The organism is Yersinia vastinensis, from assembly GCF_044905075.1.
Taxonomy (GTDB): Bacteria; Pseudomonadota; Gammaproteobacteria; order Enterobacterales; family Enterobacteriaceae; genus Yersinia; species Yersinia vastinensis.
Genome location: NZ_CP173260.1, coordinates 1,504,998 through 1,518,178, shown reverse-complemented (window position 1 = coordinate 1,518,178; position 13,181 = coordinate 1,504,998). Strand labels below are relative to the sequence as shown.

The window sequence follows — 13,181 nt, the reverse complement described above, 5'->3', positions numbered from 1 at the left end:
ATATTTAATTAAATTAGAACACCGAAATAACACAGGCGTCCGTCACAGGTTATGAGGTAGTTTATTAAGCGGGGATATTATTAGGTCCAACAAGAACACCAGCACTTCCTTTCTTGCACACTAACACCGTGGCATTAAACAATGGGGTGACATTTGAACTCCCGCCGCCAAAGTTATTGTATCGAATGCTTACAACATCCATCCCACCCAAGACAGTTGCAGGGACTCTGAATGAAACGCCGCCCACTGTTGTTGCTGGGGTTGACGCCCCGCCTGTAATGAAACTTTGGACGATCACGCCATTTATTAGTAGATTTAAATCGTTTCCAGAGTAGATGTTCCCCCACGTAACATCTCCGTTAATAATCAGCACTCTCTCAAAATTTGCAGAATCAAATGAAAATACCGTCCACAATACACCGCTAGGGACTCTATCTGATGATGCACCTGCCGACATGCCTGTATTTGTTACATATCCTTTTAAATGAACGCCCTGAACCACATCGCCAATGATTTTATTAGCATATACAGTTCCACCGAAATAGCCGTCATTACTTTCAATCGTTCCGCTGAATTTACCTGCTGTCGCGTATACTGTTCCTCTAACTGTGACGTTATTAAATTCAGCGTTACCGAGTTTATCTATTTTCCAGCCCAGCATTCCCATCACGTAATTGTCAGACATTATATACTGACCGATTTTGGCATTAGTTATTGAGCCATTTTGAATAAATCCATCATTAATAAACGTCTGTCCATTTACGACAGCCCATGGAGAGAATTTATTACCTTCGGGTCCACTTAAGAGAATAAAACTATCGGCATTAAATCCAATCGATGCTTTCGCCACACCATTAATAAACTCAGCACCAATGACCATACCTGCACTGACAAACTGACCGTTATAGTTAAGCCCTGCTCGTAAGCTGTATGTAGCACTTGCGCCATCAGCATCAACAACTGCCGTCATTTTTTGACCAATAGCCGCTGTCTGATCTTCAAATGTTGCGGTAACTACCAACTGATATTCTGCAAATGCTCTAGCCGCATCAGCCTGAGTGGTCCATATCTCAACAATCCCCGCTTTATTCTCCCCATAGTGCGCCCATTGCTGGCGAATACTGGCGTTATTGGCGTTGGCTGTTTCAAGAATAGCCTCAGCATTCATGAAGTCGTCGTTAAGTAGTTGCTGCCCGGCAACGGTGTTTGTAATGAACTCATCGCCCACAAACTCAAGGATCGAACTTGTGTCTGTACTGGACATGCCGCGAACCCAGTCTATCCATGGCGACTGATTACCTGATTTATCAACTATTCGAGCACGGAACCAGAAGACTTGCCCTGCTCTTAAGCCTTGCATCGTGTAGTTCCGTTGCGGGTGCGGCACGTCACTCAGCAGCATCGCATCAGTACCATCAGCAGACAGGCTATATTCAATCTCTGTTTTTAGCGCATCTTCAGCCCCTTCCGGATAACCCCAGCTCAAGGTAATACCAAAGAGAATGCCGGTCGCCGCAAAGCCAGCAGGCATGGGAGGATTCCCCTCTTTACCGTTTAAGGCTGTTTCAGTGGCGTTGGCCCATATACTGGATATTTCAGCGGCATTAATGGCGCGAACCCTGCACTGATAACGCCCAGCGTAAATACCCGTCACATCAAAGCTGCGTGTAGACGTGCGCGGGGCAGCGATCCAATTACCGTTATCGCGCCGCCACTCTGCCTCGTAAGCAATTGCACTTTCGGCAGCATCCCATTCGACATGTAGCGTAGTAACAGCAAGCCCCTGAGCAATCGCAGAGAAACTGGTTATCTCGATGTTTTTTGGTGGGGGTTGGACGCCAGGCGGAATAACACTGATCGGGCGATCTTCAATAATTGCGCCGCTTTCAATCTTGGCCCATTTATTTTCATCATATTCAATAGCATTAATTTCATAGGCTATTTCTTTATCGCTTGATGCGTCTTTAATGCCGACCACACGATAAAGCTGTACAGCCAGATCATCGGCGTCAACACTCCAGACGCATTCGGCAGCAGGTAACTCACTATAAGCCACGCTAACAGTGACCACTCTATCATTAACCGATTGCACCGTTCTGGCTTGCGCCACCCCACTCGGAAGGTTAACAATAAGACGATCCCCAGCCTTAGCGTCAGGTTTGCGGTCAAGAGTAACATTGCGACCGACGGCGCTACTTATGCGCCCTCCAAGCACCCGCCCAGCCAATAGCTGATCGGCAACCCCAACAACCCAACCTGGCAAGGGAATGCGACCCTCAAGCCCCACTGTGAACGAAACCGCCCTATCCTTTTCATTGGTATAGAGAACCCACTTACCTCGGCGAATGGCTTCGCTTCGACGTGTGCAACCTATGGCTGTTATATCTGCGTTTAAAGTACCGTATCGCCTAACCAGAGACCGAGCGACGACAGGTTCAATATCATCCTGATAACGGTTGTCAGGGTTTGAGTATGACACCATAGCTTGGCTGTAATGGGTTCGCTCACTGGCAGAGCTATACTGAAAACCATCTTTCACATTAGCGCGAGAGTAAACCATATCAACTGGACGGCTCATATCGGCCAGCGCTCTGATTTCGCCGCCAGCCCAATAGAACATGCCAGAAAATATACTAATGATGTCACTCAGAACGTTAATTGCATCTTCTTGCCCTTGGATATAAACATCACATAAGTGGCGAGGCTCGGTACCGCCGCGACCGTCAGGGACAAGCTGATCACAATATTTTGCTATCTCGTACAGTTCCCATTTTGAAGTGGAAAGATTGTTGGCCTTTATCCATTGCCCTAATCCGTATTCCTCATTAATGCAAAGGTCATAAAAAATCCAAGCTGGGTTATTGGTCCATGCCCATTTAAATGTGCCATCCCAAACGCCGGAATAAGTTCTGTTAATAGGATCATAATTTGATGGAACTCGAATTATGTCCATCTTCGGCTTGCACGTTATTGTCGGGATGTTCTGGAACTGTTTTGCATCAAACTGGATATACAACAACGCCAGATTCGGGTAGCGCAATTTTGCATCAACAATTTCGACGATGGCATCAACCAACATCCGATCGGCAACCCGGGCTGTATTTGTCGTATTTGGTGTTATCCTCCGGACACGAAGCTGCCAACCCTCTGTTGAAGTAGGTAAATCAATACGGTGAGAGCGTGGGTACCCCGTTGTTGATTTACCATCAACAGCAGACCGCAAAACCTCATTGTAAGCCCCACCACCGGTTGCTAAATCAATCGCATACTCAACTCGGTATCCAACAATATCGCCATTATCCAATTGTTGTTGCAATGCTGGCCATGACAGGCGAACACGCACGGCAGAGAGGTCAGTATTGGTGATTGCCTTAACCCAAGGAGTTTCATATTTCAGCTCAATACCGACAGCGATATCATTTTGAACATCTGGCATTCCCTGAATATAAGTTTGATGCTGAGTCCCAGGGCGAAACTCCCACTGCACACCAGGGAAGTTGACGCTACCATCAGCATTACCAATGGGAGTGCCATCAAGAAAAATTCGGGTATTATCAAGCCCACCAACCCACTCACCATGGCCCAATACCAGCAACATTTTTGCAAAAGAAGTAGCGATTAATGAATCTGGTGATTCAACCGGAGTGTGGCTGTCTGAACTACCCGCCTTTTTACCCACAATTGCCGACATACTTTTCTCCAGGCGAAAAAAAACCGCCCGGAGGCGGTTCAATATTAAAGTTAGTAGTTACATTTGATCTTCGGTATAGATACCGGCTGAAACCTTTGGACCGCCGATAATTCGCTCGCCGTAACCAATCGGAATCGGGTTTCCTTGCGCCACTGTGTTCACAGGCCCACCAAATGCATAGCTTGGGGTGTTCTCTGCTGATTGTCGAGTTGCCAGCCCGCCCTGTTGCGGTGATAACATTTGCACAACCCCGCCAAGCGCCATTGATGCACCAGCCATTAACATACCTTTGGCAAATCCAGCAGACATTAAAGCCGCCGTTGGGTTCCAAAAGGTTGCAGCAATGAGTACTGCACCCAATATCGTTTGAAACAGTCCAGCCTTCTTGCTACCGATATAAACAGGCACTATTCGGATGGGGGCATTCCCACCAAGGGATAATTCATTTTCATCAATATTGCGCTTGCCATTAAAAACAGCAAATGTAAGCCCTCTTGATTCACTGTCTAATAGGAATTGCTTAAAACCTTTAATTTGTAACCTTAAGGCTTGTATTGCCTCTGCTGGGCTTGATACCTCCCAGTTATACTCCCGACCAAACTTTTTGCCTAAAATCCCACTTAATTCTATTTTTCTACGCATTTTCATGCCCCATAAAACAGAAAACCCGCGAATGCGGGCTTTAGTGTTAAATACTTACTATTAATTTTCAGTATATTCTATATAAACGCTGCCCTTATCTCTATTTTCGCCATAAGTATTTCCTTGGTTAGCCATCCCAAGATATAATTTTATATTATAATCTTTGGTTGCGAAGTTGGACGTCCAAGAACCGCAATTTATATTTATAATGCATGGGTAGAAATTAAATCTATCACTAGACACATATTCACTTGTATTTACTGGCTCCCCATATTTTTCAATCAATTCTTTTTTTAATGATTCATATTTAGATATACCATTAGACTTGTCACCCTGAATGTCATAAGTGTTAAATACTATCTTATTTAATCTTTTATTCTTAAAGTAATGTCGATAGAAACCATCCTTAAAACCACCTTCAGGAACTGTTGATGTAAATGAGACAATAATTCCATTTTTCTCTTCTGACTCAGAATATATGGCAGCACCTTTAGACTGTACTGAATAGGGTGTAATGCCCCATTTATACCCAAATGGAGCATCCTTGTCTTCGTTACATCCAACAACACCAAAAATGAATAATAAAAGAATAAAAAAACGCATATAAAGGTCTCCAATGACAATCTATCCCAACTTCCGATTAGCTCATTGTTAACAATCATACCATTAGTGACTTATGTCGCAACTTAACCGTAGTGCGATCTTGATAATACCCGCCATACGGCACCCGCTTGCTTAAGTGTCCATACATGTGATGGATCATCATGCCATCGCCAATATAGATTGCTGCATGGTTCGGGACTGGAGCGCTTACTTGCATAATAATAACATCACCAAGTAATAACTCGCCGCCAACCTCCACAAAACCCGCACTGTTGTAATTATCCATGTACAAATTTTCGGTACCGGATTCCCACCAGCACGGTGAGCGCTCAAAGTTGGGGAGATCAATATCTCGCTCCAACTTGAACCAGTCGCGAATAATACTGAAGCAGTCCCACACACCATGCACGAACGGACGTCCCTCGAGTGGACGCGGCCCTATAACCGGCTCAACTATTCGTAAATCACCTTCCGGCCAACTGACAATAACCCAGGGTAATTCGGACATGTCACACTGGGCATGATCAACATTGCTGGGCTGGGTTGTTGCATCAGGGTGACTATGAACAATATGGGTGATATTCCCCCAATCCTCGGCGGTGGCGTAGTCTTTCGGATGCAAAATGAAATTATCATTTGGCTCAGTGGCTTGATTGCGGCACGGAAAGTATTTTTCCGTTCGGCCATTGCGACAAATTAAACCACAAGCCTCGCGGGGGTAGTCTTTTTCAGCATGCGCAAAAATCGCTGAATGGGTTTTCTTCTGCATGCTTATCTCCTTAAGAGTGATGAACCTGGCTCGGCGCCATAAGGCAAAGGTTCAGCGCCATGGCGTAGTTTGCAGGCCCGAAGTGATCCACTGCATTCGTCACGACTCGGATCATCCGTTGGATTATCATCTTCATCAAAATATAGCGATCCAGCATAGTCGCAGCCTCGCCCCGTTCGATACCAACCGCGCATACAATGACGGCAAACGCTTCCTTGAATTTGCTCTCGGGGAATTTTAATCCCTTGTAAATTGTAAGGGCCGGATAAATCGAACTGGATACCATCAGGTCCCTCTCCAGATTTGCGGTCGATGAAGTAGACATAAAGGGTTTCATCATCGGGACTAGCTGACGGGTTGCCCTCTAAAAAATTTCGGGCATCAAGATAATGAGAAAAGGTTTTGTGTACCTTAATTTTGGCCTGTGCCAGATCTTGATATGCAAGGCACATCGCACTAATTGTGCCGTCGATATTTCCTACTTTGAGTGAAGGTCTGGGGGCCGTTCCGTCTCCAGAGATTTCTATTCCCGTCAACTCTACCGGCCAAGGTAGATACTCAACCCCTTGCCACCAGATAGATTTAACAGGAAGCTTGGTTATATCCCCATTTGCCGCTCGTAATTCTTGGGAGGTGTACGGTATTTTATGGTTATGAAAAAAGAGTTCAGGACCATTAAAGGCTGTGCAATCAACCGCATAAAGCCAAACCTCGTTGCCGGGGTCCAGCGTTTGATAATCGTGTTTTATACCCATATTAAACCTTACGGATGATAAGCAATTTCGAGGGGAACATTGAGCTGAAACATCGGTTTTCCGGCTGAGTTTTTACCTTTTGCTGTCGGGTCATATGCCTTGCAAACATAAAGGCCAAGCTCGCCCATGGGGTTAGTCCATTCAAAAGCGGTGTGTCCCTGATGTTCATCCAGAAAATCGAGGATTGGCTTGATGTAGTTCCAATCCCCAATAAACTGAAGTGTCCATTCCGTTGACTTGGTGTTTATCCCATCACCGGCGCGCTGGATATAGCCATCGCCAAACTGTATTTCCCTAGTTCGAAATTGAGTTTGAGCTGTAGCATCTACGCGAGGGCAAAATGTGAACGTTTTAATCACTATCTACCTCCTTGAATGGCATTTGTGATTGCACCACGCTGTCCAAGATCTTTCTCCAACAATTCACGATATTTGACTTCAACAAATCGCCCAATATCGCTGCCCCACTGCTCCATGCCTTGGCTGCTTTGTGTGGAGGTGTTGCCGTTGCCATCGATGGTGATATAAACCTGTGGCGCGGCTGAACCACCGGAAGAACTAATCGGCATATTGCTACTGACCGCCCTTACACCGAGCGAGCCATCAGCGGAACGAGTAAGCGGCATAATCGCCTCTGGCCCCGCTTCGCCCATGACGCCAGCCCCTTTTGCAAACGCAAAAAAGGTCGGTGAACTGACAACCTGACCGCTATAGGCGCTCAAGCTAGGTGAATCATAAACGCCGCCTTTGGCATTAAATGACAACCCGCTATAAGCGCCACCCGAGAATGCATTACTGGCAGACCCTGCCGCGCTGCTTGCGCCTCCCATAAATCCACCTAACAACCCACCAGAGACGCCCGTAATCGTCTGCATGATCGAACTAGTGACAAAGGCTTGCGCTCCCATATCAACAAGGTTTTTGATAATCGATTGAGACAATGACGCGAATAAATTCGACAACGCTTCTTTAGTTGTTTGAGTTTTATTCACTAAACCAGTCAGCATATTAGTGAGCCGGTCTTGTGAGTCCTGAAACAGATCAACGGCCATGCGTTGCAGGTCACCTTGTGAGGCGAATAATTGCAAAGATGCTTGATACTGCTGTTCGCGGGTTTCCGTCTCGGAAGCAAGAATAAGCTGATTTTTTCGCTGCTCAGTGATAACGCCTGCCGCCGCATAAGTCTCAATAAGCGCCTGACGCTTTGCCAGTTGGTTACTGAGGTTTTGCACCGGATCGACGTTACCGGCTAACTCATCATTGGCACTGACGGCGTAACGTTGGTTAGCGTCGGCCAGCGCCGTCAGATAGTCCGTGTGGATCTGTTGTTTACGGCGGGAAAGTTCCTCGGCGCTTTGTATCTCACCCCCGGCAATCTGCCGTTGTAGCTGCTCCTGTGCCTGACGTTGTGACTCAGCGGCGCTGCGGTAAGGGTCTGACGCAATCGCTGCATTATGATCTTCCCAGCGCTGCTTTGACTCTGCGAGGGTTTTATTCAGCCGTTCCAGTTCAGCGCGTTGGCCATCAGTATATTTCGCGCCGGTTTCAATTGATGCGGCAAATAATGACGCTGCAGCTTCACCTTGTTTGAGTCGAACTGACTCAACCTGAATTTCTTTATTCAGATTGGCAATGGCTTGTTCATAGGCTTTTGTTGCACTTTCAGCCGTTTTTGTTGCACTGGCCGCTTTGCTTTTAGCTTGTTCATCTGCCTTGTTCTGCTCAGACTGATCGTAGTTTCTGAGTTCGCCACTGACGAATTTAGATACCTCGGTCGGATCAGTAATTTTGAGCCGTTCAGCTTCTTGTCTGGCGATTTCTGTCGCTTGCGCCCTGCCCGACAACTTTAATATCGCTAGCTTATCATCCTGCACTTTTTGCGCGTTTTTAAGCTCTTCGCTGACAGGAAGAATGAGACTGGTTGAGTTAAAGGCGGTTTTGGCTTGGGTAGCGACATTGATAGAGTTGGAAAAGTGAGCCATTATTCCAGCGGCCACACCCAGCTCCAACTGCTCCACCTTGAGGATGCCGACACCCTGCTTAAGCGTATCATTTAACTGAGCACTCAGAACATTAGCCCCATTGACCGCGCGGCTTTTATTGTCCTGCGCATCCGTCAATTCTTTGAGTGCTATCGCCTGATTATTCAGAGAGATATTCAATTCTTCATTGGCTTGCTTCCCAATGGTTGAACCTTCCCCCCACAAATAAATTTGACGGCGATTTCTCTCAACGGCTTCTGTCGCTTTGTCGTAATTCTTTTGCGCATCAGCAACTACAGAAGAGAGCGCCGGTAATGAGTTATTCAGCTTGCCGATCTCTGCCGCTAACTGAACATTCCCCATTTCCCGCATTTTATCAATCAGTCCACCCACGCCCCCCGCTAACTCTGTCGCTGAACGTTTGGCTTGTTCTGATTTTTCATAGAAATAATAAACTGCGCCAGCAGCCAGCATAGCGGCCCCAACGGGACCACCAATTAAGCCCAGCGCCTTACTCGCCAGTCCGGAGGCAACATTCAACCGTTTTTGTGCTTCGGTAAGGGCATCCGTTGCTGCCGCTTCTGCGCGGGATGCGGCGGCTACTGCAGCAGAGTTAACCGCCAGTTGTGCACGAATGGTTGCTCGGGCCTTTTCGGTTTGAGCCAACTGTAACTGAGCGACCAACGAACGCTGTGCGGCAACTGCCGATTCTCGCTCTGTCCGGATCTGTAACAATGACGCCTGAACACCTTCAACCTGCGCCGCAGCCAGAGCAAGTTGTGAGCGTGTTGCCGTAATGAGATTGCCGGTTGCACTGGTAACGCTACTGGCCAACCCACCGAAATAACGCGCTAATCCAAGTCCCACTAAGCCGGTACCGGCTGCAACAAGCACATCGATATTATCCGCAGCGGTACCAATCACGCCGGAGATCGCCGCCGTCACACCCATTGCACTATTGGCATCACCAATATAGGCTTTCCAATGGTTTGACAGTTTAGTGATGGCATCCCCGACCGTTGTCGGCATAGCCTCGGCAAGTTCGGCATTACGGTCTTTTGCAGCGATCACCGCCTTGGAAAAAGTATCCATTGATAACTTTCCAGCCGCGCCAAGTTTTTTCACTTCAAGCTCAGTGGTCCCCAAATAACGGGCAATATCACCAATAACGGTCGGCATAATCTCCATGACGGCATGCCACTGATCACCTGCCACCTTGCCATTTACCATGGATTTAGACAGTGCATTAATCGCGCTTTCGCCCTTTTCAGCGCTGGCGGCGTTAATGGTTAATGCGCTGGAAATTGAATCGATAAAATCAATCGTACTGGCCGTGGAGAAGCCAAGTTCCTTCATTGAGTTAGCACTGCGTATATATAGCTCGGATTGCTCCTCGATACTTTTATACGTGCGGTCGCTGATCTCCATCAAGCGCTGCTGAACGCTGTTATATTCTTCCTGTGAGCCGGTCGCCATTTTGATTCGGGATGAAATTTGTCCGTATTGGTCTGCTGTACTGATCAGACTACCTACTGCAAATGCCCCGGCAAACATCCCCACCATGCCGCTGGCCGACTCTTTCACGGTGACCAGTTCGCTATTAAGTTCAGCTAATGCACGCTTACTCTGGCGTGTAGCTGCTTCCGCCTTGCGCGAACCGCCCTCCATGGTTTTATAATACTCACTCCCCATACGTGAGGCGCGGGCCATCTCCGCTTGATAAGAGGACGAGTTAGCCGTGATTTTAACGATCAGTTCGCGCAATGCCATATCAACACCAGTAAAGTAAAAAACCCGCCGAAGCGGGTTAGGTTATGAGGGATTCAAAGAAAGACTCCAAGGCGGTACTGTCTTCCTCTGTCTCTTCAGGCTCTTTCCATTGCAGCAATAAATCTTCAAGACTGACGTTACCGCCCTGCGACCGATATACCGCACTGGCTATTTGTGCCGCATGAATATCCCCACGCCGATCCCCAATAGGGCTGCCAGCATCAAACTCAATCCACATAGCCAACTCACGCGCTGTCATTGTGGTTTCAAGTTCATGCAGGGTTCGCCCCAGTCGCAATGCCAACATCATGAGAAAGGACATGCCCGGCGTGTTTACTTTTTTTCAGCAGTTTCAATATCCTGCTTACTGAGGTCGAGCGCTTCTTTGAGCAAGCGAGCATGCACCGGCCCATAACTTTCAGCGACAAGGCGAACATCTTCATTGGAAAACGCCTGTAGACCACTCTCATCAAGCAGCACGTCAACAAACAATGTGACATCGGAGAGAATATTGTTGGTGATCTGGTCCTCAATCGAGGCTTTTACCGTTTCATCTGGGTTCGCCTCGCCTTTTACCGCAACCTCTCGCCAACGTAGCCAGGCACCCGAAGAGGCTTCACGTAATATCACCGTGGCACCATCCCATTCAGGAACGACCACTGTTTTGTGTCGAAACCCTGCGCGGGGCGCAATAGCCAGTGATCGCAAATCCTTTTTAGTCATGATTATGCAGCCTCAGTAACAGTAAAATTACATGTTGCGGTAAAACCACCATCTGCCGCAGTAAAGGTGACAATTGCAGCGCCATCGTCCAGACCTTCATACTGACCGGTCACCGGATCGACGCTCACAATGGCAGGCGCTGACGAAATGAAAGTACCTGTTTTATTGGTGGCATTAGCCGGTAAAAATGTCGGGATTAACACACCGGTATCACCAACTTCGATAGCAACATTCGATTTATTTAGCGTGACGCTGGTAACAGGAACATCAGTAGCGGCAATACGAACCGGTTTACCTTTGATGCGCAGTGTGAATGATGCGGATACCACACCCGAGGTGCCAGCACTCCAACTGTTCTGACGCACTTCAGCAAGATAGGCATAACCATTGCCGCTGGGGAAGACGACCTTGATAGATCGCATAGTATCGGTTTCGTAGGCTTCATAGAGCGAGTATTGCGCCTCCTCATCCGGACTCCAGTTGCGCGAAATGGTCATTTCTGACGGCGCAGGCAAACCATTCGTCATTTCCTGTTCTTCTGAGCACAGAGTTGTGACGTCGATATCCGCCTTTTGTCCACCGGTAAAGCTGATCTCTTTGGTGGCGCAAGCCGCTGACAACCACACAACAGATCCAGTCGGCAACGGTTGAGTAGTCACACCAGCAGAAACATAAATTTTCGTGCCCTGCGTTTTTTCATAAATACTGGTCATATTTTTCTCCAGACATAAAAAAACCGCCCGTAGGCGGCTGGTAACTTTCTTTGAGGGTTATTCCCACACCTGAACTTCAAGCAGGGCGCGGAAAAGGGAGGTATCCGGTTCGAAATCTGTGATCTCATTCATCTGAACGGGCGAAAGCGGTTTAATAAGCGCCCTCACCTCACGGCGAATGGCGCGGGCCTCGTCAATGGTTCTGGCATAGACATCAATTTGAAGCATCGATGCTGTGGCAGCCTGACCATCCAACACATCATCAGTCATGCTGGATGGCAGAATGAAAACCACCCACGGCGGGGATATTGCCGGGCCACTGCCATCAGTTTTTTGTGGGGCAACGTAAGGATATACCTGCCCGCCAGCCAAATGTTTGATCAGGGGGTAAATATCAGCCTCGGTCATTTTGCTAATACCTCGTCAATAGCCTGTATTGCACGGTCAATCGCAGCCTGTGCAGCGGCGTCGGCTTTAGAGTCAAATGCTGGGCGGATAAAAGGAACGGCGGGGAACTTTGACGTGCCAAGCTCAAGAAAGCGCCAATAGAATGAATTGTTCCTGTTGATCGCTTTTTTGGTGTTGTCGCTATTGGTGCCTGAAGGATTTGCCCCCCTGACCCGAATACCGGCGGTTGCTTCGGTCGCACTCCCTTTACCGTTGGCAATAATGATATTGCGTTTTAGTTTTCCGGTACGTTCTGGCGCGCGGTTTTGGGCCTCCGTTTTAATAACAGCAGCTCCCGCACGAACAGCCTGCCGCAGTACGGTACGGCTTTCGGCTTTACTGAGTAATTCAAGCTCTTTGTCCAGATCCAGCATGCCGGAGAAATCGAGATGTGTATCAATCACGTTTTACCCCCTGTTTACACAGCAGCTCTAAACGGGTAAAACGAGCATCAGGTAATACAGCCTGGATATCATGAATGTCGCCACGGAAAAGGATGCGAGCGGCCGTATCAACATCAGGTCTATAACGCATCCAAATCCTGACCGTTGCCTCCGACAATTCAGCACTTGAGGCTATTAGCTCACGACCTGAAATGGCTTTGACTTCAGCGGATACAGTTGCAACATCAACCCACTGCTGATCTGGTTGCCCCGAGTCTAACCGACCAACCTCTCTGAATACCTGTAATGTTATTCGGTGCCTGAATCGTCCGGGTTCCATTAGGGTTCACCTCCCGCCTTATTGCTCCAGTTACGGTAAAACCACATCAGGTTTTCTGCGCTCGCATTCGTGTACAACTGTACTTCAGTCTGTGAAAGTCGATGCTCGAACTGATCTGCAAAAACAAGCAACATGGCATTAATTACTGGCGCGGGAATGTCCTCAGCCTTTGTCCATGCAGGCTCATCGCACCATTTGATACAGTAATCCAGCGCCCCCTGAGCATAGCGGGTGATCATCTTATCGCGGTCAGTTCCATCAAACTCGATATGCTCCCGCAGCTCATCAATTGGCACAACGTCAGTGACAGTTATGGTCATTGCCAATCAGGGCGGACAAGCCGCCCCCTCCCGGTTACTTGCTG

14 protein-coding genes and 1 pseudogene are annotated in these 13,181 nt (G+C 47.9%); all 15 read right to left on the bottom strand.

From position 1 onward, the window contains the following. Positions 1-64: 64 nt before the first annotated feature. The gene (locus ACIOG0_RS07190) at positions 65-3,691 is read right to left on the bottom strand and encodes a phage tail tip protein (RefSeq protein WP_404704998.1); all 3,627 of its coding nucleotides are present in this window, start codon (positions 3,689-3,691) and stop codon (positions 65-67) included. A 57-nt stretch (positions 3,692-3,748) separates the two neighbouring features. Then, entirely contained in the window at positions 3,749-4,339 is a 591-nt protein-coding gene (locus ACIOG0_RS07185) for a tail assembly protein (protein WP_404704997.1), read from the bottom strand. A gap of 54 nt (positions 4,340-4,393) precedes the next feature. Beyond that, the gene (locus ACIOG0_RS07180; RefSeq protein WP_050076453.1) at positions 4,394-4,936 is read right to left on the bottom strand and encodes a hypothetical protein; all 543 of its coding nucleotides are present in this window, start codon (positions 4,934-4,936) and stop codon (positions 4,394-4,396) included. Positions 4,937-4,991: 55 nt separating this feature from the next. Next, entirely contained in the window at positions 4,992-5,705 is a 714-nt protein-coding gene (locus ACIOG0_RS07175; RefSeq protein WP_050076456.1) for a C40 family peptidase, read from the bottom strand. 2 nt (positions 5,706-5,707) lie between these two features. Further along, positions 5,708-6,460 (bottom strand): phage minor tail protein L, encoded by a 753-nt coding sequence (locus tag ACIOG0_RS07170; RefSeq protein ID WP_050076457.1) that lies wholly within the window; start codon positions 6,458-6,460, stop codon positions 5,708-5,710. An 8-nt stretch (positions 6,461-6,468) separates the two neighbouring features. Further along, on the bottom strand, positions 6,469-6,819 hold the full coding sequence (locus ACIOG0_RS07165; protein ID WP_404704996.1) for a phage tail protein: 351 nt from the start codon (positions 6,817-6,819) through the stop codon (positions 6,469-6,471). Next, positions 6,819-10,211 carry a tape measure protein gene (locus tag ACIOG0_RS07160; protein WP_404704995.1) on the bottom strand — a complete coding sequence of 1,131 codons (3,393 nt, stop codon included), beginning with the start codon at positions 10,209-10,211 and terminating at the stop codon, positions 6,819-6,821. Before ACIOG0_RS07160 ends, ACIOG0_RS07165 begins: the two co-directional genes overlap by 1 nt. Before the next feature lie 37 nt (positions 10,212-10,248). Continuing rightward, a complete protein-coding gene (locus tag ACIOG0_RS07155; RefSeq protein ID WP_049606691.1) occupies positions 10,249-10,521 on the bottom strand; it encodes a DUF4035 domain-containing protein in 273 nt (90 codons plus the stop codon). A gap of 23 nt (positions 10,522-10,544) precedes the next feature. After that, positions 10,545-10,934, bottom strand: coding sequence for a phage tail assembly chaperone (locus ACIOG0_RS07150; protein ID WP_049606693.1), 390 nt, complete (start codon positions 10,932-10,934; stop codon positions 10,545-10,547). A gap of 2 nt (positions 10,935-10,936) precedes the next feature. Continuing rightward, positions 10,937-11,215, bottom strand: a complete 279-nt coding sequence (locus ACIOG0_RS07145; protein WP_319004245.1) for an Ig-like domain-containing protein — start codon at positions 11,213-11,215, stop codon at positions 10,937-10,939. Then, positions 11,213-11,647: pseudogene (locus ACIOG0_RS07140) on the bottom strand (phage tail protein); the annotation flags it as partial. The pseudogene ACIOG0_RS07140 and the gene ACIOG0_RS07145, both read right to left, overlap by 3 nt. A 57-nt stretch (positions 11,648-11,704) precedes the next feature. Further along, the gene (locus ACIOG0_RS07135; RefSeq protein ID WP_049606698.1) at positions 11,705-12,055 is read right to left on the bottom strand and encodes a DUF3168 domain-containing protein; all 351 of its coding nucleotides are present in this window, start codon (positions 12,053-12,055) and stop codon (positions 11,705-11,707) included. Further along, positions 12,052-12,498 (bottom strand): HK97-gp10 family putative phage morphogenesis protein, encoded by a 447-nt coding sequence (locus tag ACIOG0_RS07130; RefSeq protein ID WP_049606700.1) that lies wholly within the window; start codon positions 12,496-12,498, stop codon positions 12,052-12,054. The genes ACIOG0_RS07135 and ACIOG0_RS07130 overlap by 4 nt, the downstream gene beginning before the upstream one ends. Further along, a complete protein-coding gene (locus ACIOG0_RS07125; protein ID WP_049606702.1) occupies positions 12,491-12,817 on the bottom strand; it encodes a phage head closure protein in 327 nt (108 codons plus the stop codon). Before ACIOG0_RS07125 ends, ACIOG0_RS07130 begins: the two co-directional genes overlap by 8 nt. Continuing rightward, positions 12,817-13,137: a head-tail connector protein gene (locus ACIOG0_RS07120; protein WP_080358027.1), complete on the bottom strand. Its 321-nt coding sequence runs from the start codon at positions 13,135-13,137 to the stop codon at positions 12,817-12,819. The genes ACIOG0_RS07125 and ACIOG0_RS07120 overlap by 1 nt, the downstream gene beginning before the upstream one ends. Positions 13,138-13,181: the final 44 nt, after the last annotated feature.

Excerpts from the sequence above, each read along its gene's own strand:
- ACIOG0_RS07190 (WP_404704998.1), bottom strand. The coding sequence starts at position 3,691 with ATGTCGGCAATTGTGGGTAAAAAGGCGGGTAGTTCAGACAGCCACACT.
- ACIOG0_RS07185 (WP_404704997.1), bottom strand. The coding sequence starts at position 4,339 with ATGAAAATGCGTAGAAAAATAGAATTAAGTGGGATTTTAGGCAAAAAG.
- ACIOG0_RS07180 (WP_050076453.1), bottom strand. The coding sequence starts at position 4,936 with ATGCGTTTTTTTATTCTTTTATTATTCATTTTTGGTGTTGTTGGATGT.
- ACIOG0_RS07175 (WP_050076456.1), bottom strand. The coding sequence starts at position 5,705 with ATGCAGAAGAAAACCCATTCAGCGATTTTTGCGCATGCTGAAAAAGAC.
- ACIOG0_RS07170 (WP_050076457.1), bottom strand. The coding sequence starts at position 6,460 with ATGGGTATAAAACACGATTATCAAACGCTGGACCCCGGCAACGAGGTT.
- ACIOG0_RS07160 (WP_404704995.1), bottom strand. The coding sequence starts at position 10,211 with ATGGCATTGCGCGAACTGATCGTTAAAATCACGGCTAACTCGTCCTCT.
- ACIOG0_RS07155 (WP_049606691.1), bottom strand. The coding sequence starts at position 10,521 with ATGATGTTGGCATTGCGACTGGGGCGAACCCTGCATGAACTTGAAACC.
- ACIOG0_RS07150 (WP_049606693.1), bottom strand. The coding sequence starts at position 10,934 with ATGACTAAAAAGGATTTGCGATCACTGGCTATTGCGCCCCGCGCAGGG.
- ACIOG0_RS07135 (WP_049606698.1), bottom strand. The coding sequence starts at position 12,055 with ATGACCGAGGCTGATATTTACCCCCTGATCAAACATTTGGCTGGCGGG.
- ACIOG0_RS07125 (WP_049606702.1), bottom strand. The coding sequence starts at position 12,817 with ATGGAACCCGGACGATTCAGGCACCGAATAACATTACAGGTATTCAGA.
- ACIOG0_RS07120 (WP_080358027.1), bottom strand. The coding sequence starts at position 13,137 with ATGACCATAACTGTCACTGACGTTGTGCCAATTGATGAGCTGCGGGAG.